A 24,759-nucleotide genomic window follows, 5' to 3' on the forward strand; every position below is an offset into this window, starting at 1 on the left:
TTCGAATCATCCCAAGGGCGCTGCTGTTGCAGCGCCCTTCTTCGTGTTGGTGCACCGCATGATCGCCAACCATAAGAAAATGAGTAATATTGATCTTCCTCGATCCACGGGGACACTTTTTCGGGGCGGATAATGGCCTCTCGCGAGACAGGACACGATGTGGCGGAGCACCAGCCGGGCAGCCACGGATTCGGACCAGACATCCTGGTGACAGGATCACTCCCTGACGCGGCGACCGGGGATGTTGTCTCGCGCATGGCAGCGTCGGAGCCTGTGACCCTGGCGGAGTCGTTGATGAGCGAGGAGGGCTGGAGCCCGCTGAATTTCGACGAGACTGGCCCAAACCCGCCCTACTTACGCATCGGCGGCAAGCTCTCGATGACGCTGACGGAATATGAGCCGTGTTTTTCGTCGTATAGCCGGGATCGCATCCTGTTCCGATCCAAGGTTTCGATGGCCGAGCATCTGCGGAAATACGATCAGATGATGATTGATCCGCTCGCCTTCGAGGAATGTTTCGGCCCTGGCGAGGGGACCGACGCGACATTCCCGTTCGGCGCTTGGCTTACGATCCGCAAGGTTGGATTTTCCGGCATCGAACTCTGGGATAAGGGCCGGGGCGATGTGGTTCTTCCACTCGAGGCACTCTCGATCGCTTCGGCGATCTGGCTGCGCCACGCCGAGACGCCTCGCTGGATGCTCACCTGATCGCCCCACCCACGAACGATCCGAAGCGTTATGTTGCCGAAACGCACGAGATCAGGTATGGGAGCGCCGTCCTCCAATCGGATTCGACTGCGCGCGGGCGTCTCGTCCCGTCACCGGCCCGTTGGAGAATGGCCCTCGACCATCGCTTCATATTGCGTTGGCCCTCCTACGGGGGGTGAGCCTGTCGGATCCCATCAGGGGCCGCGGGCGGTGATCGCCGAGGGTGCCCCGTCACACGAACCGCCGACGCCGGCCTCGCACGAGAGGCCTGTCAGGAGACAGAATGACCGCTGGTAACGCCCTGCAGCGTAGCCCGAGCCGCGACGACTTCGCGGCTCTCCTCGAGGAGAGCTTCCTCGAGCACGAGATCACCGAAGGGTCCGTCGTCAAGGGTCGCGTCGTCGCGATCGAAAAGGACGTGGCCGTCATCGACATCGGCGCCAAGACGGAAGGCCGTGTCGCCCTCAAGGAATTCAACGGCCCCGGCCGCGAAGGCGAACTTGCCGTCGGCGATGAGGTCGAGGTCTATGTCGACCGCATCGAGAACGCCCTCGGCGAGGCCGTCATCTCGCGCGATAAGGCACGCCGCGAGGAGAGCTGGGTCAAGCTCGAGAAGGCCTTCGAGGCCAATGAGCGCGTCACGGGCGCGATCTTCAATCAGGTCAAGGGCGGCTACACCGTCGATCTCGATGGCGCCGTGGCCTTCCTGCCGCGCTCGCAGGTCGATATCCGTCCCGTGCGCGACGTCACGCCCCTCCTTGGCACCCCGCAGCCGTTCCAGATCCTCAAGATGGATCGCCGCCGCGGCAACATCGTCGTGTCGCGCCGCACCGTCCTCGAAGAGAGCCGCGCCGAGCAGCGCTCCGAGCTCGTGGCCAACCTTGAAGAAGGCCAGGTCATCGACGGCGTCGTCAAGAACATCACCGAGTACGGCGCGTTCGTCGACCTCGGCGGCATCGACGGCCTGCTCCACGTCACCGACATGGCATGGCGTCGTGTGAACCACCCGTCCGAGGTCGTGACCATCGGCCAGACGGTCAAGGTCAAGATCATCAAGATCAACCACGAGACCCACCGCATCTCGCTCGGCATCAAGCAGCTGCTCGCCGATCCGTGGGAGGGTATCGCCCAGCGCTACCCGGTCGACGCCAAGCTCAAGGGCCGTGTCACCAACATCACCGATTACGGTGCCTTCGTGGAGCTGGAGCCGGGCATCGAAGGCCTGATCCACGTCTCCGAGATGTCCTGGACGAAGAAGAACGTCCATCCGGGCAAGATCGTCTCTACCTCGCAGGAAGTGGAAGTGCAGATCCTCGAGGTCGATCCGGTCAAGCGCCGCATCTCGCTCGGCCTCAAGCAGACCCTCCAGAACCCCTGGGAGGCCTTTGCCGAGCAGCATCCGGTCGGCTCCGAGGTCGAGGGCGAGGTCAAGAACAAGACCGAGTTCGGTCTGTTCATTGGTCTCGACGGCGACGTCGACGGCATGGTTCACCTGTCGGATCTCGACTGGAACCGCCCCGGCGAGCAGGTCATCGAAGAGTTCAAGAAGGGCGACATGCTGCGCGCCCAGGTTCTTGACGTCGATGTCGAGAAGGAGCGCATCTCGCTCGGCGTGAAGCAGCTCGGCGGCGACCCCTTCACGGAAGCCGGCGAACTCAAGAAGGGTCAGATCGTGACCTGCGAAGTGGTGGAAGTGAAGGATTCGGGGGTCGAAGTTAAGATCGTCGACACCGACCTCTCCACCTTCATCCGCCGGGCAGAACTCGCCCGCGATCGTGGTGACCAGCGTCCCGAGCGTTTCGCCGCCGGCGAGAAGTTCGATGCCCGCGTGATCCAGTTCGATCGCAAGGCGCGTCGGGTCCAGCTTTCGATCAAGGCCCTGGAAATGGCCGAGGAGAAGGAGGCCATGGCCCAGTTCGGCTCGGCCGATTCCGGCGCCTCCCTCGGCGAGATCCTCGGTGCTGCCTTCAAGAAGGCCCGCACCAGCGACGACAAGGACGACGCGCAGGACTAAGCCCCGCGCAGATACGAATGGCGTCCAGCTCGTTAGAGCTGGACGCCATGTCTCGGAACGCCCGCGCGGGATCGTCTCTCGCGCGGGCGTTTTCGTGTCTCGGTACGAGACCTCATCACAGGACGGTTTCAAAACGCGACGTTTGAACGGATTGCGGCATCCGGCAGATTGTTGACCGCCGGCCCATCGGCTAGGAACCGGGCGACCGAAGAAACGGCTCGAACTGCACACGCCACTTTTCGAGACATAGCCGGTGCCGGACACTCGTCTGCAGTGGCAGCCACGTATGACATTCGGGTCGCACTTTAATCAGCTGAAAACAGCACTCACGTTTCATCGGCGGTGGTCGGCCATAAGCTCGTGCCGGCTCGCCATGATGCAGACCTCTTCGGGCCTTGGACATATAGCCCCACCTCATGACGTCGCATCGACACCTGTTCTATAAGTGTTCCAGAGAGAAAATCGGAACACCGAAACGTTCGACGAGACTGATAAATAATAGCTGGAAGACTATCGCAGATCCCTTTACCGACCAGGGTCAGCGAGGCATCGATCCGGCAGACTGGTCAAGCCAGCACACCGGGCAAGAATGCCCATGGGAAGAAGCGCTCCTCCGATCCTCTCGATCCGATGCCCTGGACGGACAGACGTCCGATGAGGGTCCTCCGGACGTGTTCTGCAGAACGAGGTATGGCGATGAGCGCCGATAATAACGATACGAGCCCGTCCAACGGCGCTTCCTCCACCACGCCTGCCCTGAACCGCAGGCAGATTCTTGGCACGGCCCTGACCGGAATGGCGGCCGTGGCAATGCCCGGCTCCCTGGTCCTCGCTGCCCCTCCGGCAAAGAAGGTTGATGTCCTTCTGATCGGCGGCGGCATCATGAGCGCCACCCTCGGCGTCTGGCTGCGCGAACTCGAACCCAACTGGTCGATCCAGATGATCGAGCGTCTCGATGGCGTGGCGAAGGAGAGCTCCAACGGCTGGAACAACGCCGGCACGGGTCATTCCGCCCTGGCGGAGCTCAACTACACGCCCGAGAAGAAAGATGGGCAGATCGAGATCGCCAAGGCCGTCGAGATCAACGAGGCCTTCCAGGTCACCCGCCAGTTCCTGGCGTGGCAGGTTCGCAACGGCGTCCTGAAGAACCCGCGCTCCTTCATCAACTACACCCCACATATGAGCTTCGTATGGGGCGACGAGAACATCGCGTTTCTCAAGAAGCGCCATGCCGCGCTCAAGGCGAGCCCCCTCTTCGCCGGCATGGACTATTCGACCGATCCCGAGCAGATCCGGAAATGGGTTCCCCTCATGATGGAGGGCCGCGATCCCAAGCAGAAAATCGCAGCCACCTGGACCTCTTTGGGCACCGACGTGGAGTTCGGCGAGATCACCCGCCAGTTCGTCGCCCACCTGCAGAGCCAGCCGAATTTCGACCTGCAGGCCTCGAGCGAGGTCCGGACCATCGACAAGAACCCCGACGGCTCCTGGCGCGTGGTCTCGCGGAACCTCAAGGACGGGTCCGAGCAGAGTTCCGACGCCAAGTTCGTGTTCATCGGCGCGGGCGGCGGATCCCTACATCTCCTGCAGAAATCCGGCATTCCGGAAGGCGAGGATTACGCGGGCTTCCCCGTCGGCGGCTCGTTCCTCGTCAATGAGAATCCCGATGTGACGACGCAGCATCTGGCGAAGGCCTACGGCAAGGCCTCGGTCGGCTCGCCGCCGATGTCCGTTCCGCATCTGGACACGCGCGTCCTCGACGGCAAGCGCGTCCTGCTGTTCGGTCCCTTCGCGACCTTCTCCACCAAGTTCCTGAAGGAAGGCTCCTATTTCGACCTCCTCTCCTCGACGACCACCAGCAACGTCTGGCCGATGGTTCGCGTGGGCGTGGATGAATATCCGTTGGTGGAGTATCTGGCCGGTCAGCTGATGCTCTCGGACGATGACCGCATCGCCGCCCTGCGTGAGTATTTCCCCAAGGCCAAGAAGGAAGAATGGCGCCTGTGGCAGGCGGGCCAGCGCGTGCAGATCATCAAGCGCGACAAGGACAAGGGTGGCGTTCTGAAACTCGGCACGGAGATCGTCAGCGCGAAGGACGGCAGCATCGCGGCGCTGCTCGGCGCCTCCCCGGGCGCGTCCACGGCCGCTCCGATCATGCTGAAGGTGCTGGAGAAGGTGTTCGCCTCGAAGGTTTCGACCCCTGAATGGCAGTCGAAGCTTCGGCAGATCGTCCCGAGCTACGGATTGAAGCTGAACGACGATCCGGAACGGGTCGCGCAGGCCTGGGCCTATACGAGCGAGCAGTTGCAGCTGCCGTCTCCTCCGCAGATCGACGTCGAGGCACTGAAGCAGACGCCGGTCAGCAACACCGTCCTCAACAGCAACCCTACCACCACGACGAAGCCGGTCCACGACCTCGCTCCCTGAACGAGCGAAGCCAAGCGCTGAAATCCTCCGATGTCGCCCGTTCGCCATCGGAGGATTTTGCTTGGGTTGAACGATCGAAGCGACAACCCGTCGCCGCGCCGGCACGACGCCTCCGCTTCTACCGATCCTAATACCACCCATCGGGCCCCGTATCCCTCGAGGCAGTGTCCTGACGCCGCGCGTCCGGCCAACGAGTGCTCTTGCCGGTCCGCAGAAGGGAGCGCTAGAACACGGCCCTGCTTTCGCGTCCCCCCGGGCTTCGGCGACCTTCCGGCGGAAGGACGTGTGAGCTCCCAAAGGTTTGGTGCAAACCACCGGCGGGTGTGAAACAAGTCTTGACGGGCGGAGGGGTGCACCATGGATGCACGCCTCCTTGCCCATGAGCGAAGAACCGGCCGAAACGGGCGGAAACGTTAAGGGAACGGGACGATCGCATGGCTGCAGACGCCGAACTTCTGATCGATCGTCGGCGCCTGCGCCGCAAGCTCTCCCTTTGGCGCGTCGTGGGAATCGGCGGGTTGATCGTCGCCGTCGGTGCGGTGGGCTACCGGGTCCGGGGCAATGACGGGTTCGGCTTCCCAGCCGTGAAACCACAGATCGCGCGAATTTCCATCGGTGGCTTCATCGCCGGCAGCGAATCGACGACCAAGCTGATCGAGCGCGTCCGCGATGCCAGCGCGGTGCAGGGCGTCATCGTCTCGATCTCCTCGCCGGGCGGCACAACCACCGGCTCTGAGGAACTCTACCGCAACCTGCGCTCGCTGTCCGAGAAGAAGCCGATGGTCGCCTTCGTCGATGGCACGGCGGCCTCTGGCGCCTATATCGCCGCCATCGCGGCCGATCATATCGTCGCTCGGGAAACCGCCCTGGTCGGATCCATCGGCGTGCTGTTCCAATATCCCGATCTGTCCGGCCTGCTCGACAAGGTCGGCGTCAAGGTCGAGTCGGTGAAGTCGTCGCCCCTGAAGGCCGAGCCATCCGGCTTCACCCCGACCTCGCCCGAGGCACGGGCCGCCCTGGCCTCCGTTGTGGGCGACACCTACGCTTGGTTCAAAGGCCTCGTCTCCGAGCGGCGCAAACTCTCCGAGAAGGAACTGGCGACCGTTTCCGACGGGCGCGTCTTCAGCGGCCGCCAGAGCGTTCCGTTGAAGCTGGTGGATAGCGTCGGCGGCGAGCGTCAGGCGGTGACTTGGCTCGAGGCGGAGCGCAACGTCGCCAAGGGCCTGCCCATCCGTGATTGGAAGCCCAAATCCGAGAGCGACTTCAAACTCTGGTCGGCTCTCGGCACGGGCGCCGATCTCCTTGGCATGGGCGGTCTTGCGACGCGCCTCCGTCAGGTCGGCGACGAGACGGCGAGCATCGCGCAAGGGGGAATGCTGGCTCTCTGGCGTCCGGCCTCAACCGATGCGCCTTGAGGGCGACGCCGAATCACCCCTGCCTGGATCACGTCCGCAGGGGTGCCGGAACCGCATGAAGTCAGGGAAGACCGCCGCATGATCAAGTCGGAGCTCGTGCTCAGGATCGCAGAGCAGAACCCGCATCTCTACCAGCGTGACGTGGAAACCCTCGTGAAGGCGATCCTCGACACGATCGCGGAAGCCTTGTCACGCGGCGACCGGGTCGAGTTGCGCGGCTTCGGCGCTTTCTCGGTCAAGCGTCGTGATGCGCGCCGCGGGCGCAACCCGCGCACCGGTGAGCCCGTTGCCGTCTCCGAGAAGGCCATCCCCGTGTTCAAGACGGGCAAGGAGATGCGCCAGCGACTCAACGAGGCCGGCATCGGCGCAGAGGAGCCCTCCGAGAATGAGGAATCCTGAGCCCATGCAAAGCCTCGTCCTACCGACCGGAGTGTCTCGATGATCCGCTTCTTCAAGGGTTTGGTGCTGCTTCCCGTCGCGATCGTGGTCGTGGCCCTGGCCGTGGCGAACCGGGAGGTCGTCCGCCTGTCCTTCGATCCGTTCACGGCGGACACGCCGGCCTTCAGCCTGCCATTGCCGCTCTACGTCCTGATCTTCGCCTCTGTCGCCATCGGCATTCTCTGCGGCGGTATCGGCACTTGGCTCGGCCAGTCCGGCACCCGGCGCACGAGCGCCGCCCGCCGCCGTGAGATCCGTCGCCTGGAGGGCGAGACCGAGCGTCTGAAATCCCGCGTCGCGGCCAGCGAGCCCACGCCGGCCGAGCGTTATCCCGGCCAGGACGGCCGCGTCGCGCTCCCAGCCCCGCGCTAGAGGCCAAGCGCAGTCATGTCGTCGATCCGCGTCAAGATCTGCGGGCTCAGTACCCCTGCGGCCCTCGACGCAGCGCTCTTGGCAGGGGCTGACCTGATCGGCCTCGTGCATTTCGCGAAGAGCCCGCGTCATGTCGACTTCGAGACTGCGGGTCGGCTGTCGGAACAGGCGAAGGGCAGGGCGGAGCGGGTCATCCTTCTCGTCGATCCCGACGATGCTCTGATCGATGCGGCACTGAGGGCCGTCGATCCGGATTGGATCCAACTCCACGGCCATGAGACCCCGGAGCGGGTCGCGGCCATCCGTGCCCACAGCAATCGCCCCGTGATGAAGGCGCTCGGCGTCTCGACGCGTTCGGATCTCGACGTTCTCTTCGCCTATGAAGCGGCCGACCGCATTCTCCTCGATGCGAAGCCTCCGCCCGACGCGGCCCTGCCGGGCGGCAACGGCATTGCCTTCGATTGGGACATCCTCGCGGGGCTGGACCTGCCGGCGGGGACGATGCTGTCCGGCGGCCTCGCTCCCGGCAATGTTGCCGAGGCCCTCCGCCGGACGGGCCTTCGCGCTGTCGATGTCTCTTCGGGGGTCGAGACCCGGCCGGGAGAAAAGAGTTCCGAGCGCATCGGAGCCTTCATTGCGGCGGTTCAGACTGGCGAATAGCGTCCGATTTCACAAATCGACGCGTTCGCCGCATTGTAGCCGCCCCCCGCACGGGTCTAGGCATTGGCGCAACCCCATACCGAACGCACAGGCCCGGCGGCGATCCGCCAGCCGACGACGTGAAGGACGACTGACCGTGACCATCGCCCCCTCTCCGAACTCGTTCCGCAACGGACCGGACGAGCGCGGCCGCTTCGGCATCTTTGGCGGACGCTTCGTCGCCGAGACGCTGATGCCGCTCATCCTCGATCTCGAGAAGGCCTATACGGAAGCGAAGGCGGATCCGTCCTTCCAGCAGGAGATGAACGGCCATCTGACCCATTATGTCGGCCGTCCGAGCCCGCTCTACTATGCCGAGCGCCTGACCGAGCACCTGCGCGCGGCATCGGCCCCGGGTCACGGAGCCAAGGTCTTCTTCAAGCGCGAGGAGTTGAACCATACCGGTTCGCACAAGGTGAACAACGTGCTCGGCCAGATCATGCTGGCCCGCCGCATGGGCAAGCCCCGGATCATCGCCGAGACGGGCGCCGGGCAGCACGGGGTCGCCACCGCCACCCTCTGCGCCCGGTTCGGTTTGAAATGCGTCGTCTACATGGGCGCCGTCGACGTAGCGCGCCAAGCGCCCAACGTCTTCCGCATGAAGATGCTCGGCGCCGAGGTGATCCCGGTGGAATCCGGCACCAAGACCCTCAAGGACGCCATGAACGAGGCGTTGCGCGACTGGGTCACCAACGTCGCAGATACGTTCTACTGCATCGGCACGGTGGCCGGCCCGCACCCCTATCCGGCGATGGTGCGCGACTTCCAGTCGATCATTGGCCGGGAGACGAAGGAGCAGATGCTGGAGATGGAAGGGCGACTGCCCGACTCACTCATCGCCTGTATCGGCGGCGGCTCCAACGCCATGGGGTTGTTCCACCCGTTCCTCGACGACCGCGAGGTGGAGATTTACGGGGTCGAGGCCGCCGGCCACGGCATCTCCTCGGGCCTGCACGCCGCCTCCCTCTCCGGCGGGAAGCCGGGCGTGCTCCATGGCAACCGAACCTACCTTCTTCAGAACGAGGACGGCCAGATCGCCGACGCCCACTCGATCTCCGCCGGCCTCGATTATCCCGGCATCGGCCCCGAACACGCTTGGCTGCACGAGGCCAAGCGCGTCACCTACCTCTCGGCGACGGATTCCGAGACGCTGGAAGCGTTCAAGCTGTGCTCGATGCTGGAGGGCATCATCCCGGCCCTGGAGCCGGCTCACGCCCTCGCCAAGGTGTTCGAAATCGCGCCGACGAAGCCGGCCGAACACCTGATGGTGCTCAATCTCTCGGGCCGTGGCGACAAGGACATCCCGCAGGTGGCCGAAATCCTGGGAACCCGCCTCTGAGAAAACCGCAACGGGGAGCTCGCAAGTGGCAAACTCCCCGTTGACACCCGAAGGCGGATTTCTTTATACCGCCGATCTCTTCAGGGGCGCCTGCACCGCGCGGGTTCCTTTGTTGTGGCGGGGTAGCTCAGTTGGTTAGAGCAGAGGAATCATAATCCTTGTGTCGGGAGTTCAAATCTCTCCCTCGCTACCAATCATTCCTAGTCGTTAGATCGACCTAGCCTTTGAGCCCTGGACCTCTGGTCCGGGGCTTTTTGGTTCTCTGAGAGGGATCTGCCGGACAGCGCGAACAATCGGGACGTGGTGTTCACCTGACGGCATCGATGGGCAGTTTTTGCGTGGCCCCTGCCTGGTATCCTCAGTCTCGCTCGCGATGCTCCTCAGCGATGATCCAATGGCGCTTCGTCCCCACTCGCCACTCATCGGCGCAATCGGGAAGCCACGACCTCGTTCGGTACGGAGGGCTAGGTCGACCTTAGTGTAGATTGATCTTGATCGCGGGAACCGGACGCTCGGTCGTCGCCCGAATGGAAGTCACAGGTGGACTTCAACCGGCTGTTTGCCGGGAACGGACGACGAAAGCACCGGCGCCGGAAGATCCGACGCCGGTCTCATCGAGTATGCGGCCTTCGGCGTCGGTGGCCGCGTCCTGGCGTTCCAGCCGGATGCCCTTATCCGAGGGCTTCTTCCACCGCCCTGCCGCAGGCTTCGGTATCGGCGTTGCCGCCGAGATCGCGGGTGCGCAAGGTCCGCTCGGAAAGGACGCGCTCGATACCGGTGACGATCTCCCGGGCGGCCTCGGGCTCGCCGAGATGTTCCAGCATCATCGAGCCGGACCAGATCTGGCCGATGGGGTTGGCGATGCCCTGGCCGGCGATGTCGGGGGCCGAGCCGTGCACCGGCTCGAACACCGAGGGGAAGAGCCGCTCCGGATTGATGTTGCCGGAGGGCGCGATGCCGATCGTGCCCGTGCAGGCCGGTCCGAGGTCGGAGAGGATGTCGCCGAACAGGTTCGAGGCCACGACCACGTCGAACCGGTCCGGGTTCAGCACGAAATGCGCGGTCAGGATGTCGATATGGTACTGGTCCCAGGCCACGTCCGGGTAGGCCTTGGCCATCTCCTTCACACGCTCATCCCAGTAAGGCATCGTGATCGAGATGCCGTTGGACTTGGTGGCCGAGGTCAGGTGCTTCTTCGGGCGGCTCTGGGCCAGCTCGAAGGCGAATTTCAGGATGCGGTCGACGCCGTGGCGCGTCATGATCGTCTCCTGCAGGGCGAATTCGCGGTCCGTTCCGGCGAACATGCGCCCGCCCGCATTCGAGTATTCGCCCTCCGTGTTCTCGCGGACCACCCAGAAATCGATGTCGCCGGGCTTGCGGTCGGCGAGCGGGCTCTTCACCCCCGGCATCAGACGCACGGGGCGCAGGTTGGCGTATTGGTCGAATTCCCGCCGGAACAGGATCAGCGAGCCCCAGAGCGAGACGTGATCGGGCACCTTGTCCGGCATGCCGACCGCGCCGAAGAAGATCGCGTCGTGACCGCCGATCTGCGCCTTCCAGTCCTCCGGCATCATCCGGTTGTGCCGCTCGTAATAATCGCAGCTGGCGAAGTCGAACCAATCGAACTCGAGGCTGAAGCCGTGGCGCTTGGCGGCCTTTTCGAGGACGCGCACGCCCTCCGGCACGACCTCCTTGCCGATCCCGTCGCCCGGAATGACGGCGATGCGATAGTGGCGTGATGTCATGGGAATGGCGCTCCGCGGATGGGTTTGGGGATCAGGCGGCGCTCGACGGCCAGGGCGTCTCGGCGACGGGGGTCACCGGCCCCCGACCCTCGAACCAGGCAACGAGGTTGTCCACGAGGAGGTTGCCCATGGCGCGGCGGGTGTGATGGGTGGCCGAACCCACATGCGGCAGCAGGACCACGTTGTCCAAGGCGATGAGGGCGTCGGGAACCCGGGGTTCGTTCGCGAACACGTCGAGGCCGGCCGAGTGGATCGCGCCCTGCTGCAGGGCCGCGATCAGGGCGTCCTCGTCGACGAGGCTGCCGCGGGCCACGTTGATGAGGATACCGTCGGGGCCGAGGGCGCCCAGCACCTCCGCGGTGACGAGGGGCCCGGCTCCGCCGCCGGGCGCCACGACCACGAGGACGTCGCAGGCCCGCGCCAGCTCGACCGCGCTCGGGTGGTAGTCATAGGCCACCTCGGGTTGCCGGCGGCGGCCGTGATAGGCGATGGCGCAGCCGAATCCGTCGAGGCGCGTGGCGATGGCGTGCCCGATCCGCCCGAGGCCGAGGATGCCGATGCGGCGCCCGCGCAGCGAGGGCGAGAGCGGAAACGGGGCTTTCGGCCAGGCGCCCGCGCGGAGATAGCGGTCGGCCTGTGGTAGGCGGCGGACGGTGGCGAGGAGCAGGCCGAGGGCGAGGTCGGCGACCTCCTCGGTGAGCACGTCCGGAGTGTTGGTGACGACGGCGCCCCGGTCCTTGGCGGCCGCGACGTCGATCGTGTCGTAGCCGACACCGAAATTGGCGACGATCTCCAGGGCGGGGAGGCGCGCGAAGAGATCGGCTCCCGCCGGCGCCTGTCCTCCCACCACCACGCCGCGAATGGCCGGGCCGACCTCCGCCAGGAACGCGTCCCGGTCCGTGGCCCGATCGAGGCGGTGGAGGACGAAGCGCTCGTCGAGGGCCCGGATCGTATCGGGCAGGATCGCCTTCAGCAGCAGGATCTCCGCCTTCGCATGCGCTGTCATGGGGCCTCTTCGCGGTTGCGTGTTCCGTGGAGGTGGCGCTCCCACTCCGGGGCGAAGCCACCTTGTGCTTTCCGCCAGCGGAGGGTGGACCGCAACCCGGAGCCGGCCCGCTCGGCAAGACCGCGTTGCGCCAATCCCATACAGGCCGCAAGGACTGTCTCGTTCCTCTGGCCACGCGGAAGGCCGGACCTGACCTTGACCACCGTGGCGCTGACGAAATCTTCGGTCAAAGCGGACAGAACGGCTCGCTCCTCATCACTGAGCGGTCGCATCGTACGGATTTCCTCGGCACGTCGGTTCCCGGAAGACGGCCGCCGCCCGGAGCCGGGCGACGGCGGTGGAGGCCGTGCGGGGCCGGATCGCGCCCCGCACGGATCGGTCGCCGCTTACTCGGCGAGTTCGCGCATGACCTTGATCAGGTCCGACTTGCCCTCGAAGCCGATGCCGGGAAGCTCCGGCATGACGATGTGGCCGTCCTCGACCTTCACCCCGTCCGGGAAGCCACCATAGGGCTGGAACAGGTCCGGGTAGCTCTCGTTGCCGCCCAGCCCGAGGCCGGCAGCGATGTTGAGCGACATCTGGTGACCGCCATGCGGGATGCAGCGCTTGGGCGACCAGCCGAACTGCTCCAGCACGTCGAGGGTGCGGAGATACTCGACGAGGCCGTAGGACAGGGCGCAGTCGAACTGCAGGTAGTCGCGGTCGGGCCGCATGCCGCCGTAGCGCAGGAGGTTGCGGGCATCCTGGTGCGAGAACAGGTTCTCGCCGGTCGCCATCGGGCCGGGATAGAACTCGGAGATCGCGGCCTGCAGGGCGTAGTCGAGGGGATCGCCGATCTCCTCGTACCAGAACAGCGGGTACTGGCGCAGCATCTTGGCGTAGGCGATGCCCTGTTCGAGGTTGAAGCGGCCGTTCACGTCGACGGCGAGCTGCGCCTGGGAGCCGATCTCCTTCAGCACGGCCTCGATGCGGCGCTGGTCCTCCTCGATCGGCACGCCGCCGATCTTCATCTTCACGACGTTGTAGCCACGGTCGAGGTAGCCGCGCATCTCGGCACGCAGCTGGGTGTCGTCCTTGCCGGGATAGTAATAGCCGCCGGCCGCGTAGACGAAGACGCGCGGATTGGCCTCGACGCCCTTCTGCTCGGCGAGCATCCGGAACAGCGGCTTGCCGGCGATCTTGGCGGTGGCGTCCCAGATCGCCATGTCGAGGGTGCCCACCGCCACCGAGCGCTCGCCGTGGCCGCCGGGCTTCTCGTTGGTCATCATCGCCGCCCAGAGCTTGTGCGGGTCGAGGTTGTCGCCAGCCTCGTTCAGCACGCTAGCGGGCTCGGCCTCGAGGATGCGGTTCTTGAAGCGCTCGCGGATCAGGCCGCCCTGGCCGTAGCGGCCGTTGGAATTGAAGCCGTAGCCCACCACCCGGCGGCCGTCGCGCTCCACGTCCGTGACCACGGCCACGAGGCTGGCGGTCATCTTCGAGAAGTCGATATAGGCGTTGCGGATGGGCGAGGAGATCGGCTTGGTGATCTCGCAGACGTCGACGATACGCATGGTGGCTCTCCTTGAGATGCGAAGGGATTCGCGCGGGGGGAAGGGATGGAGGCGGACGAAAGCAGCCGGAAGGTCTAGTGGGCGGCCGCCACGGGGCGGGGCAGGGCATGCCCGGCTTCCGTGTCGGGAACGACGTCCTCGGACGAGACGGCGGCCCGGTTGCGGTAGGCCTCCTCCGCCTTGGCGAGGTCGAAGGCGCCTTCCCACTTGGCGACCGCGATGGTGGCGACCGCATTGCCGATGAGGTTCGTGACCGCCCGTGCCTCGTTCATGAAGCGATCGACGCCGAGCAGAAGGACGAGGCCGGCGACCGGGACAGTGTGGATGCTCGACAGGGTGGCGGCGAGGGTGACGAACCCGGCCCCTGCGACACCCGCCGACCCTTTCGAGGTCAGGAGCAGCACGCCCAGGACGACGAGCTGGTCGCCGATGCCCAGCGGCGTGTTGGTGGCCTGGGCGACGAAGATCGCCGCCATGGTCAGGTAGATGCAGGTGCCGTCGGCGTTGAAGGTGTAGCCCGTCGGCAGAACGAGGCCGACCACCGACTTCTCGCAGCCCACCCGCTCCAGCTTGGCCATCATCCGGGGCATCACGGCCTCGGTGGAGCAGGTCCCGAAGGTGATGAGGATCTCGTCCTTGAAGAAGCCGAGGACCTTGAAGAGCGAGAACCCGGTCCAGGCGCAGACGGAGCCGAGCACCAGCACGACGAACAGGATCGACGTGGCGTAGACACCGAGCATGAGGTAGGCGAGGGACCATACGGTACCGAACCCGTACTTACCGATGGTGAAGGCGACGCCGGCACCCGCACCAATGGGGGCCAGGCGCATCACCATGGCGACGATGCGGAACAGCGCGTCCAGCAGGCTGTCGATGACGACGACCACCGGCTTGCCGCGTTCGCCCGCCTGAACCAGGGCGAGGCCGAAGAGCAGCGAGATCAGGATGATCTGCAGCATGGCGCCCTTGGCGAAGGCATCCACCATCGTCGAGGGGATGATGTCCATCAGGAAGCCGACGATGCCGGGCTGCGCTTCCGCCCGCTTGGCGTAGGAGGCGATGGCGCTGCCGTCGATATGCGTGGCGTCGATGTTCATGCCGACGCCCGGCTGCATCACGTTGACCACCACGAGGCCGATGACGAGGGCCAGCGTCGAGACGACCTCGAAGTAGATCAGCGCGCGCACACCGATGCGGCCGACCTCCTTCATGTTACCCATCTTGGCGATGCCGACCACGATGGTACCGAAGATGACCGGCGCGAGCAGCATCTTGATCAGCTTGATGAAGCCGTCCGCCAGGGGCTGCAGCGTGACGGCGACGTCGGGCAGGAAATACCCGACGAACCCGCCGATGACGATTGCTATGAAGACTTGAACATAGAGTCGGCTTAGCCATGACTTCATGATCTGTTTCCTCCTGATCTGCCACTTAGCGGGCAGCTTGATTAGTGATCCCTCTTGTGGGGCTTGAGGTCGTCTTTACGCCTGGACACCGTCGCTCGGCCAATGCCATGTTCGGTGCGCGCTATGCGCGGTCGGCATCGGGCTGGACGGGCTGACGGACACTGGCTGATCGATGGATCTGGACTGGCTGAAGGACTTCCTCGCGCTGGCGGAGCAGAAGACGTTCTCGCGCGCGGCCGAGGCGCGGAGCGTGACGCAACCGGCCTTCAGCCGGCGCATCCGGGCTCTCGAGGATTGGGTCGGGACGCCGCTCTTCGCACGGGGCGCGCAAGGGGCGGCGCTGACCCCGGCCGGCGTCACCTTCCTCCCGGCAGCCCAGGCTCTGCTGCACAGCCTGGAGCGGGCCCGCCGCGAGACGCGGGCGGTGGGCGCTCAGGATACGGCGACACTCTCCATCGCCGCGACCCACGCCCTATCGTTCACGTTCTTTCCGAGTTGGGTCCGCCGGGTCATGCGATCCCGGACGCTGGGCACGCTCAATCTCATTTCGGACAGCATGGAAGCCTGCGAGCAGATCATGCTGTCGGGCGAGGTGCACTTCCTGCTCTGCCACTTCCACGGGAACGCCCCGACACGGTTCGAGCCCGACCGGTTCGAGAGCGTGCGGGTCGGCGACGATCGTCTCATCCCGCTTTGCGCGCCCTCGGGAGACGGCGCGGGTCTGTGGTCGCTGCCGGGATCGTCCGCCGAGCCGGTTCCCTACCTGGCCTACAGCCAGGCCTCGGGCCTCGGGCGCATCCTGGCGAGCTGCCGCAACGGGGATTCGTTCCACCTCGACACCCGCTTCACCTCGCATCTCGCCGCGACGCTGACGACCATGGCGCGCGAGGGGCACGGCGTCGCATGGCTCCCACAAACGGTCGCGGCCGACGATCAGACGCGCGGTCGCCTCGTCCGCGCGGGGCACGAACAGTTCGACGTGCCCATCGAGATCAGACTGTTCCGCTCGCTCGAGTGCCGCAATCACGCCGCCGACGAGCTTTGGGACTATCTCACCGGAGCGCAAACCTCATAGCTCGTGGGTGCGTCGATCACAGCCGCATCCCCGTGGAGCACGGCCAGTCTTGGGCCGGTGGACATCTGCTTTCGGGAAGTCAGTCAATCGCCGTCTATGGCAAGGTTGGGGTCTGCCCTTCCTTCGGAGAGGAGTCGGCAAGACAGGTCGATAGCCTATGAACCGAATCGGGCCGCCCCCTGAACGGCCGACTCCCGCTCATCTCCCAGGGGGCTCCGCGATCCTACCCAGGGTGCTTGACGACACCGTCACTCGGCATCCGGCTGGCGAGCGCATCGATGGCGAGGCGTGACCGCAACGGCAGATACCGTGCCGCGGGCCAGACGGCGTAGCAATCCATGGTCGCGTAGGGCCGCTCCGCCCAGAGCTGGACGAGTTCACCCTTTTGCAGGCTGTCGCGGATCAGCCAGTGTTGGAGCCAGCAGAGGCCGAGCCCCGCCTTGGCGGCGCTCAGGATGACTTCGACGTCGTCGAACCGCAGCCTGGAATGTGGGGAAACCGGGACGAGGACGCCGTTGGCATCCGGCAGGCGCCAAGCATAGCCGCGGTCGCCGCGCGCATAGGCGAGTGCGTCGTGCCCGGCGAGATCCGCGAGCTCCTCCGGGCGTCCGCGCGCGTCGAGGTAGGACGGGGAGGCGCAGAGCACCATACGTTCCGTCACCAGCCGCCGGGCACGCAGAGAGCTGTTGTTGCCGAGCGCGCCGAAGCGCAGCCCGAGGTCGAAGCCGTCGGCGATCAGGTCGATGACCCGGTCGCTGAAATTCAGGTCGAGTTCCAGCTTCGGATGCGCCTTGGCGTAGTCGAGCAGGATCGGCGCCGCGCAGCGCCGGCCGAGGAGAACCGGCATCGAGATCCGCAATCGCCCCGCCACCTCCTGGCGGCCCGATTCGAGGAGCGCCTCGCCGGTCCGCAATTCCGCGACGGCGCGCAGGCAATGTTCGTAGAATTGCTGCCCGGCTTCCGTCAGGCTCTGGGTGCGCGTGGTCCGCTGAAACAGGCGCACGCCGAGCCGCTCCTCGAGCCGGGCTACGGCCTTGCCGACGGCGGACCGGGACAGGGACAGCCGGTCGGCCGCCCGCGCGAACCCGCCAGCCTCTACCGCCTCCACGAAGATCTGCACGCCGTCGAACTTGTCCCGCATCGGTCGCCCGATCCTGCCGATCCTGATCCGTCGATTGTAGCGCCACAGGCAACAAAGAAGCGAATACTCAGATCTGAAGCCGCAGAAAAATCTACGCTAGAGGAAGGGCGGACGGACGGCGAGGCCCCGACAGGAGCGGCCCCGCCCAAAGGGCGGCAGAGGTCGAGTCCCGTAGGCACGCCCCGGATGGAAAAGGAAGAACTGAGGATGAGCGCGAAAGTCGTGGTGGTCACCGGCGCGAGCAGTGGCTTTGGAAAACTCACGGCCCTGGAACTGGCGAGGTGCGGTCACACCGTCATCGCGACCATGCGGGATGTCGAAGGCCGGAACAGCGCGGTCCGGAACGAACTGATCGAGGCCGCGAAGGCGGAGGGGAATCTCCTGCAGGTCCTCGAAATGGATGTGGTCAGCGACGACTCGGTCGAGGCCGCCATCGCTCGGGTCATCGCGCAGCACGGCAGGATCGACGTTCTGGTCAACAATGCCGGCCTGATGCCCATCGGGGTGACGGAAGCCTACACGATCGCCGATGTCGAACGGCTGTTCGCGGTCAATGTCTTTGGGGCGGTCCGCGCCGACCGTGCCGTCCTGCCGCATATGCGCGCCGCCGGCAGCGGACTGATCGTGCAGGTCACGTCGCTGATGGGACGCTTCGTCATCCCGTTCTTCGGTGTCTATGCGGCGACCAAGTTCGCGCTCGAAGCCCTGGCGGAGACCTATCGTTACGAGCTGAGCGGCTTCGGGATCGATTCGGTCATCGTGGAGCCGGGCCCGTTCCCCAGCAGCCTGATCTCGTCCAGCCCCGAGCCGTCCGATACGGGCGTACTGACCGCCTATGGCGCAGTGGCGTCGATCCCGGGCCAGATCAAGGACAACGCCGACAAGTCGTACGACCCCGCCCATCCTCCGCGCCCGCAACTCGTCGCCGATGCGATCGCAGGGCTGGTCGAGGCAACGGAGCGGCGTCCCCTGCGCACGGTGGTCATGCCCGAGGGCGTGGATTTCGGCGTCGCGCGCATCAATGAGGCGGTGGCTCCGATCCAGAACGACATGCTTCGGGCCATGGGCATGGCACACGTCATCTGAAACATGAGGCGGCGGGACATGCCACCCGCCGCTTTTTGACGGGTTCGGTTTCGCTCGATGGAGGGGACGTTGCCTCGTGGAGGCCTTCCAGCTCCTGCGCTGAACGGATCGGGATGCACCGGATGTGGCCGAACGGCCGGTTCGACACGCTCCCGGATGCCTGCGGGATCAGAGCTGATTGAACCGCTGCCGCTGCCCCCGCGACCGGCACAGTTGCTAACTTTTGACAGCTTCATGGCCCTGTGACACCGTCCGGTCATGTCAAGCACGCCGACCCGCAACATCGCCCTGACCCATGAGCTGGAGAGCTACATCAAGGGTCAGGTCGCGAGTGGGCATTACGCAAATGCCAGCGAAGTCGTCCGCGCCGGTCTTCGCCTTCTGATCGAGCGTGACCACGCGGTGCCTCGCTCCCGCGGCCATAGCTCCGCCAAAGCGGCGGACAGATGATGCCCCCCTCGATTGCCGCTCCGTCCGCCCCGCACGACTTCCAGGCGGATATCATTGCGGTCGAGGGCATCGCCGCGGTTCCGACGATCCTGAACGTGGTCTGTCGGACGACCGGCATGGGCTTCGCCGCCATCGCCAGGGTGACGGACGACCGCTGGGTCGCCTGCAGTGTCAAGGACGACATCGCCTTCGGTCTGGCGCCGGGTGGCGAGCTGCCGGTCGCCACCACGATCTGCGACGCGATCCGCTCGTCCGGGACGGGAGTGGTCATCGACCACGTGTCCGAGGACCCGGCGTTCCAGGCGCATCCGACCCCGGAGATGTACGGCTTCCAGAGCTACATCTCGATGCCCATCACCCTGCCGGACGGCAGCTTCTTCGGCACGCTCTGCGCCATCGACCCTCGTCCGGCCCGACTGAACACGCCGGAGACCGTCGGCATGTTCAGGATGTTCGCCGACCTCATCGGCTTCCATCTCGACGCGCATAGGCGCCTCGCCGACCGAGAGGCGCTCCGGCGCAGCGACGCCTTCGTCAGAGGCATCCTCAGGGCGAGCCCGGATTGCGTGAAGGTGCTCTGCGCCGACGGCACGCTGGAATTCATGAGCGCGCGGGGCCTGGAACTCAACCAGATCGGATCGCTGCAGGACGTGGTGGGGCAGGAATATGCCGGGCTCTGGCCGGAGGGCGAGCGCGCCAAGCTCCGCGATGCCGTCCGGCGGGCGGCCGCCGGAGAGGTCTCACGCATCGAGGGGCAGGCCCAGACGGCCGATGGCGACCTTCGCTGGTGGGAGGTGAGCTTCGCGCCCTTCCAGCCTGACGAGGGCGGTGCCCTCAAGCTCGTCGGCATCTCCCGCGACATCACCGAGCGCTACCGGGCCGAGACCGCGCGGCAAGCCGGGGCGGAAGCCCTGCAAGCCCTGAACGACGACCTGGAGCGGCAGGTCGCGGAGCGGACGGCGGAGCTTCGTCTGTCGCGCGACATCCTCCAATCCAGCGCCGCGCCCATCTGCGCCTTCGACACCGCGTACCGGCTCATCGCCTTCAATCAGGCCCATAGCGACGAGTTCTTCCGCATCTTCGCCCACCGCGTGCAGGTCGGCGAGGTGTTCCCCGACCTGTTCCCGCCGGACCAAGCCCCGGTCATGCGCGGGTTGATGGAGCGCGCGCTCCGGGGCGAGACATTCACCGTCACCGAGGAATTCGGCGACCCCGACCTGGCGAAGCCCTATTGGGAGGTGTCCTACTCGCCCTTGCGCGACGAGGTGGGACACATCGTCGGGGCGTTCCACTACGCCAAGGATATCTCGGAGCGGCTACGCGCCGAGACCGCACTCGCCGACACGCAGGAAGCGTTGCGCCAATCGCAGAAAATGGAGGCCGTCGGGCAGCTGACCGGAGGCGTGGCGCACGATTTCAACAACCTCCTGACCATCATCCGCTCATCCGTCGATTTCCTGCGCCGGCCGGAGCTGCCCGAGGAGCGCAAGCGGCGCTACCTCGATGCCGTGTCCGATACGGTCGACCGCGCCGCGAAGCTGACCGGGCAGCTCCTCGCCTTCGCCCGCCGCCAGGCCCTCAAGCCCGAAGTGTTCGAGGTCGGCGAGCGCCTGCGCGCCGTCTCGGAGATGATCGACACCGTGACGGGGGCCCGCATCCGCCTGACGGTGGAAACGCCCGACGAGCCCTGCTTCGTGAAGGCGGACCTGAGCCAGTTCGAGACCGCCCTCGTCAACATGGCGGTGATTGCCCGCGATGCGATGGACGGGGAGGGGACCCTGACCCTGACTCTGGTGCGCCGGGGAAAGCTGCCGCCGATCCGGGGGCATGCGGTCGCCCTCGGAGCCTTCGCGGCGATCTCCCTCACCGATACGGGCACCGGAATCGCGCCTGAGCAGTTGGGCCGCATCTTCGAGCCGTTCTTCACCACCAAGGAGGTGGGGAAGGGAACCGGCCTCGGCCTCAGCCAGGTGTTCGGTTTTGCCAAGCAGTCCGGCGGCGATGTCGACGTGTCGACCAGGCTCGGGCACGGCACGACGTTCACGCTCTACCTGCCCGAGATCGTGATCGAGCAGAACGGCGCGGACCGCGAGATACCGCAGCCGGCCCCGGGCTCCCCGATGGGTGCGGGCCAGCGCGTCCTGGTGGTCGAGGACAATATCGAGGTGGGCCGCTTCGCCACGCAGATCCTCGAAGACCTCGGCTACCGCACCACCTGGGCCGTCAATGCCGAGGCAGCCCTGGAGCTGTTGGGGAGCGAGGGCAACGGATTCGACGCCGTGTTCTCGGACGTAGTGATGCCGGGCATGGGCGGCATCGCCCTGGCCAAGCGATTGCGCGCGCAGCTGCCGAGCCTGCCGATACTGCTCGCCTCAGGCTACAGCCACGTCCTGGCGCAGGATGGAACGGAGGGTTTCGAGCTTCTGCACAAGCCGTACTCGGCCGAACAGCTCGGGCGCATCCTGAGGCAATTGACGACGAAGCGGATGAACGCGCTCGTCGACTGATCGAAGCGGCATTCGCGAATTCCTAGCGTCGAAGTCGGGAAGCCTGCCCCCTGACATCGATCGTCCGCTGGTGCTTCCGTGCTCGGAACCTAGATCCAGCCCCACATCGTCACCACGCCCCCGGACATTTCATGGCTCATCGCATCCTCGTCACCGGAGCCAGCGTGGCCGGCTGTACCCTCGCATGGTGGCTCGCCCATCTTGGAAACGAGGTCACCGTGGTCGAACGGGCACCCACCTTCCGGGACGGCGGCCAGAACATCGACGTGCGCGGCGTCGGCCGTGAGGTACTGCGCCGGATGGGGCTGGAACAGATCGCCCTCGAACGCGGAACGGGCGAAACTGGAACCGCTTGGGTCGATGGCGAGGGCCGGATCGCCGCTCAATTCCTCGTGGACAGGGACGGCGGCGACGGACCGACGGCCGAGATGGAGATCCTGCGCGGGGACCTCGCCCGCCTCCTCTACGAGGCCGGGCGCGACACGGCACGGTTTCGTTTCGGTGACAGCATCGACAGGATCGACCAGGACGGGGAGGCGGCGACCGTCACCTTCGCGAGCGGTCGCACCGAGCGCTACGACGCCGTCGTCATCGCCGAGGGCGTCGGTTCGGCGACGCGCGAGCTCGTCTTCCCCGGCGAGAACGATCCGCGCTGGATGGATCTCGTCATCGCCTATTTCACCATCCCGCGCGTCGCCGACGACGACCGGCTCTGGCGCTGGTACAACGCGACCGGTGGCCGGAGCGTCTCGCTTCGACCCGACCGCAACGGCACCACGCGGGCGATGCTGTCCCTCCGGCAGCCGCCGGGGAACGAGCAAAGCTGGGACAGCGACCAGCAGAAGGCGTTCCTGCGGGAGCGCTTCGCCGGCGCCGGCTGGCAGACCGGACGTGTCCTCGCCGGCCTGGACACGACGGAGGATTTCTACTTCGACGTCCTTCGCCAGGTCCGGATGCCGCGCTGGTCGAAGGGCTGCGTCTCACTGGTGGGTGATGCGGCCTGGTGCGCCACGCCGCTCGCGGGCATCGGCACTACCCTCGCCATAACCGGCGCCTTCGTGCTGGCCCACGAGCTCTCGCGGACCGCCGATATTCGCTCGGGCTTCGATGCCTACGAGAGGGCTATGCGACCGATGGTCGAGCAGGGCCAGGACGTCCCGAAGATCGCCCCGAAATTGGCGAACCCGAAAAGTCGCCTCGGCATCCGTCTCCTCCACGGTGCGTTGCGGTTCGCCAGCATGCCCATCACACGGCGTATCGCAGGAAAACTGTTCTCGAATGCGCCGAAGGCACCCGACATGTCGCGTTACGACCCTCCGCCCACGGCTGACGAGGGGCCATCCTCCACGCTTCGGACAGCCTGATCGCTTGCGCGACGAAAGCGCCTGGACCCGACAGAGTCAGCAGAGCGACGGACGCCGGACCGAACGGCCGGGCGACTCCTCACTCTCAGCGCAAGCGCGCGGACATCGGCGTCATTGGCCCAGGGAAAGGGTGAGGCGGTAACGCGCCTGGCTCACCCGGACCCTCACGGTGCCGACGGGGCACCCGAGCACGGCGGCCGCCTCCTCATTCGTGAGTCCATCCACCGTCACCAGCAACAACGTCTCTCGCTCCTCCATGGGAACGGCATCCAGGGCGGCCTGTAATACGAGATGGGCGGCCCCTTGCTGCTGGTTGGCAGCAGCCGAGTGTTCGGCCGCGACGGCACCGTCGAAATCCAAGATCCGGCGCCTCACGCGCCTGTGCTTGTTGTGGTGGATATTGCGCAGGATCGTGAACAGCCACGCCACGAGGCTGGTGCTCTCAGCGAACCGGGAGCGCTGTTCCCAGGCCCGCATCAGCGTGGCCCGGACCATGTCGTCGGCCTCCACGATGTTGCCGGTGCGCAGGAGAGCGAAGCGGCGCAGGCGCGGCACGAGGGCGATCAACCCGTCGCTGAACGCCTTCGAGACCTGCCGCTCCGCCTCCGCGTCGAGCAGGGCGGCTCTGAGCCGGAGCAGAACCCTACCGAGCCGCGTATCGGCCTCGACCGTGCCCGCTCTGGGAATGAGCTCTTCAAGTCTTCGTCCAAGCTCATCCTGCACAGGGGGATTCGAGCCATCTGGATATGAAGATTCTTTAGCTTCTGTGGTGACGTACATTCCGCAGATACGTCCTTGTACCGGATAGCGGCCGGAGGTCGCCGTGCTTCTACGGTTGAGAATACGTACGCGCTTCTGGATGATCGCTCACGTTCACGTCAATGATCCAGATATACCAGTCTTTCGCTTTCACACATCGGAACCGCCGGCCACCCCCACCTGTTAGAGGCGGGCTTGATACAGGCGGCACGGAAGGCGGTCGAAGGTGGTTGGCGGCGGCAGGCATGAGCTTCGGCGGGTCGGCGGGCGCAAGGACTCTCCTTTTCTCGATCGTCATGACGGGCGGCCACACGGAGGCCGCCCGCCGGAAGCTCAACGAGCACGAGCATTCCGCAGACGTTGTCCAGAGCCGTAGCGACAGTTTCCCCTTGATCTGAACTGACGAATAAAAATCACTCTACTAGTAGATTTGCATCATTGCTCGGCAGTGAGCACGAGCCACTTGAGGGGTGTGTCAGTCGCTGAGGCATTGGAGCATCCCGTGAGCGCGCGAAAGACGACCGATGCTTCCGACAAGCTCAAGGCCTCGGTGAAAGAGGCCATCGGAAAACTGGTCGGAGATCCAGAAGTCGAAGCCGATGGCAGATCTCAGCAGAAATTACTGAAACCCGACGTGAAACCGAAGACCACCCCAAAGTCGTAGCTTCGGCGGAACGTCACGCTTCACGAACATCCTTCACGACAAGAACAGGAGAGACATCATGGTCGATGCGGATCGCATCACGGGCGCCGCCAAGGAACTCGGCGGCAAAGTGCAGGGCACGGTGGGCGACCTCACTGGTTCGAAGCGGGATTCGGCGGAGGGCCGTGCGCGCGAGGCACAGGGTGCTGCCGAGAACCTCTATGGCCAGGCCAAGGACACCGTGCGCGACGCGGCCGACCAAGTGGTCGATACCGCCCGCGACATCGGCGGCAAGGTTCGCGACACGGTCGGAAACCTGATCGGGTCCGACGACGTCGAGGACCGCGCGCGCCGCGCCCAGGGCGCCGCTGCCGACACCTACGACCGCGCCGAGCGCTCCGTCCGCAGGGCTGGCCGCGAGGCCTATGACCGGGCCGAGGACGCCTACGAAAACGGCGGCAATTATCTGCGCCAAGGCGGCCGCGAAGCCAGCAACCAGATCGCCGAGCACCCTGTCGCCGCCCTGCTGGTCGCCGGCCTCCTCGGCTACGGAATCGGCCTCCTCATCCACGGCCGCGACTGACGCTTAGAGCGCTCTCCGCCGAAGTGGATGCC

The 24,759-nt window shown here is 65.7% G+C and carries 21 protein-coding genes and 1 tRNA gene; 16 read left to right on the forward strand and 6 right to left on the reverse strand.

Features of this window, described 5'->3' with window-relative positions; genetic code table 11:
* Nucleotides 1–255 precede the first annotated feature (255 nt).
* From ACYQOP_RS16100 to ACYQOP_RS16140, 9 genes are all read left to right on the forward strand, one after another.
* Nucleotides 256–708 (forward strand): hypothetical protein, encoded by a 453-nt coding sequence (locus ACYQOP_RS16100; RefSeq protein ID WP_244477971.1) that lies wholly within the window; start codon nt 256–258, stop codon nt 706–708.
* A gap of 283 nt (nt 709–991) precedes the next feature.
* A complete protein-coding gene (gene rpsA / locus ACYQOP_RS16105; protein ID WP_056433243.1) occupies nt 992–2,722 on the forward strand; it encodes a 30S ribosomal protein S1 in 1,731 nt (576 codons plus the stop codon).
* Between the two features lie 696 nt (nt 2,723–3,418).
* On the forward strand, nt 3,419–5,149 hold the full coding sequence (gene mqo / locus ACYQOP_RS16110; protein ID WP_461223029.1) for a malate dehydrogenase (quinone): 1,731 nt from the start codon (nt 3,419–3,421) through the stop codon (nt 5,147–5,149).
* A gap of 434 nt (nt 5,150–5,583) precedes the next feature.
* Nucleotides 5,584–6,564, forward strand: a complete 981-nt coding sequence (sppA, locus tag ACYQOP_RS16115; protein WP_056433234.1) for a signal peptide peptidase SppA — start codon at nt 5,584–5,586, stop codon at nt 6,562–6,564.
* Between the two features lie 78 nt (nt 6,565–6,642).
* On the forward strand, nt 6,643–6,963 hold the full coding sequence (locus ACYQOP_RS16120) for an integration host factor subunit beta (protein WP_056433233.1): 321 nt from the start codon (nt 6,643–6,645) through the stop codon (nt 6,961–6,963).
* 39 nt (nt 6,964–7,002) lie between these two features.
* Nucleotides 7,003–7,374, forward strand: coding sequence for a LapA family protein (locus ACYQOP_RS16125; protein WP_056433230.1), 372 nt, complete (start codon nt 7,003–7,005; stop codon nt 7,372–7,374).
* A 15-nt stretch (nt 7,375–7,389) separates the two neighbouring features.
* A complete protein-coding gene (locus tag ACYQOP_RS16130; protein ID WP_461223030.1) occupies nt 7,390–8,034 on the forward strand; it encodes a phosphoribosylanthranilate isomerase in 645 nt (214 codons plus the stop codon).
* Nucleotides 8,035–8,170: 136 nt separating this feature from the next.
* A complete protein-coding gene (gene trpB / locus ACYQOP_RS16135) occupies nt 8,171–9,412 on the forward strand; it encodes a tryptophan synthase subunit beta (RefSeq protein ID WP_056433223.1) in 1,242 nt (413 codons plus the stop codon).
* 116 nt (nt 9,413–9,528) lie between these two features.
* A tRNA-Met gene (locus ACYQOP_RS16140) sits at nt 9,529–9,605 on the forward strand.
* A 478-nt stretch (nt 9,606–10,083) separates the two neighbouring features.
* Here the strand turns inward: ACYQOP_RS16140 and ACYQOP_RS16145 are convergent.
* From ACYQOP_RS16145 to dctA, 4 genes are all read right to left on the reverse strand, one after another.
* The gene (locus ACYQOP_RS16145; protein WP_461223031.1) at nt 10,084–11,157 is read right to left on the reverse strand and encodes a tartrate dehydrogenase; all 1,074 of its coding nucleotides are present in this window, start codon (nt 11,155–11,157) and stop codon (nt 10,084–10,086) included.
* 31 nt (nt 11,158–11,188) lie between these two features.
* On the reverse strand, nt 11,189–12,163 hold the full coding sequence (locus ACYQOP_RS16150; protein ID WP_461223032.1) for a 2-hydroxyacid dehydrogenase: 975 nt from the start codon (nt 12,161–12,163) through the stop codon (nt 11,189–11,191).
* A 386-nt stretch (nt 12,164–12,549) separates the two neighbouring features.
* Nucleotides 12,550–13,713 (reverse strand): mandelate racemase/muconate lactonizing enzyme family protein, encoded by a 1,164-nt coding sequence (locus tag ACYQOP_RS16155; RefSeq protein WP_056433205.1) that lies wholly within the window; start codon nt 13,711–13,713, stop codon nt 12,550–12,552.
* 74 nt (nt 13,714–13,787) lie between these two features.
* On the reverse strand, nt 13,788–15,119 hold the full coding sequence (dctA, locus tag ACYQOP_RS16160) for a C4-dicarboxylate transporter DctA (RefSeq protein WP_056433200.1): 1,332 nt from the start codon (nt 15,117–15,119) through the stop codon (nt 13,788–13,790).
* Nucleotides 15,120–15,291: 172 nt separating this feature from the next.
* Here dctA and ACYQOP_RS16165 point away from each other — a divergent pair, with 172 nt between their 5' ends.
* Entirely contained in the window at nt 15,292–16,194 is a 903-nt protein-coding gene (locus ACYQOP_RS16165) for a LysR family transcriptional regulator (protein WP_311273927.1), read from the forward strand.
* A gap of 223 nt (nt 16,195–16,417) precedes the next feature.
* On the opposite strand, the gene ACYQOP_RS16170 is transcribed toward ACYQOP_RS16165, so the two are convergent.
* Nucleotides 16,418–17,335 carry a LysR family transcriptional regulator gene (locus tag ACYQOP_RS16170; protein WP_207411838.1) on the reverse strand — a complete coding sequence of 306 codons (918 nt, stop codon included), beginning with the start codon at nt 17,333–17,335 and terminating at the stop codon, nt 16,418–16,420.
* A 207-nt stretch (nt 17,336–17,542) separates the two neighbouring features.
* On the opposite strand from ACYQOP_RS16170, the gene ACYQOP_RS16175 reads away from it, so the two are divergent.
* The 4 genes from ACYQOP_RS16175 (at nt 17,543) to ACYQOP_RS16190 (ending at nt 22,742) form a co-directional block, all read left to right on the forward strand.
* Nucleotides 17,543–18,421: an SDR family oxidoreductase gene (locus ACYQOP_RS16175; RefSeq protein WP_461223033.1), complete on the forward strand. Its 879-nt coding sequence runs from the start codon at nt 17,543–17,545 to the stop codon at nt 18,419–18,421.
* 258 nt (nt 18,422–18,679) lie between these two features.
* The gene (locus ACYQOP_RS16180; protein WP_056433188.1) at nt 18,680–18,871 is read left to right on the forward strand and encodes a type II toxin-antitoxin system ParD family antitoxin; all 192 of its coding nucleotides are present in this window, start codon (nt 18,680–18,682) and stop codon (nt 18,869–18,871) included.
* Nucleotides 18,871–21,378, forward strand: a complete 2,508-nt coding sequence (locus ACYQOP_RS16185; RefSeq protein ID WP_461223035.1) for a PAS domain-containing protein — start codon at nt 18,871–18,873, stop codon at nt 21,376–21,378. Before ACYQOP_RS16180 ends, ACYQOP_RS16185 begins: the two co-directional genes overlap by 1 nt.
* A 131-nt stretch (nt 21,379–21,509) precedes the next feature.
* Nucleotides 21,510–22,742 carry an FAD-dependent monooxygenase gene (locus ACYQOP_RS16190; RefSeq protein WP_461223036.1) on the forward strand — a complete coding sequence of 411 codons (1,233 nt, stop codon included), beginning with the start codon at nt 21,510–21,512 and terminating at the stop codon, nt 22,740–22,742.
* 111 nt (nt 22,743–22,853) lie between these two features.
* On the opposite strand, the gene ACYQOP_RS16195 is transcribed toward ACYQOP_RS16190, so the two are convergent.
* Complete coding sequence (locus ACYQOP_RS16195; RefSeq protein WP_461223037.1) at nt 22,854–23,465, reverse strand: sigma-70 family RNA polymerase sigma factor; 612 nt, start codon at nt 23,463–23,465, stop codon at nt 22,854–22,856.
* A 538-nt stretch (nt 23,466–24,003) separates the two neighbouring features.
* Here ACYQOP_RS16195 and ACYQOP_RS16200 point away from each other — a divergent pair.
* Together ACYQOP_RS16200 and ACYQOP_RS16205 are read left to right on the forward strand one after the other, a co-directional pair.
* Nucleotides 24,004–24,165 (forward strand): CsbD family protein, encoded by a 162-nt coding sequence (locus tag ACYQOP_RS16200; protein ID WP_461223038.1) that lies wholly within the window; start codon nt 24,004–24,006, stop codon nt 24,163–24,165.
* Nucleotides 24,166–24,223: 58 nt separating this feature from the next.
* On the forward strand, nt 24,224–24,727 hold the full coding sequence (locus ACYQOP_RS16205) for a CsbD family protein (protein WP_461223039.1): 504 nt from the start codon (nt 24,224–24,226) through the stop codon (nt 24,725–24,727).
* Nucleotides 24,728–24,759 lie beyond the last annotated feature (32 nt).

The organism is Methylobacterium sp. CM6247 (assembly GCF_054817925.1).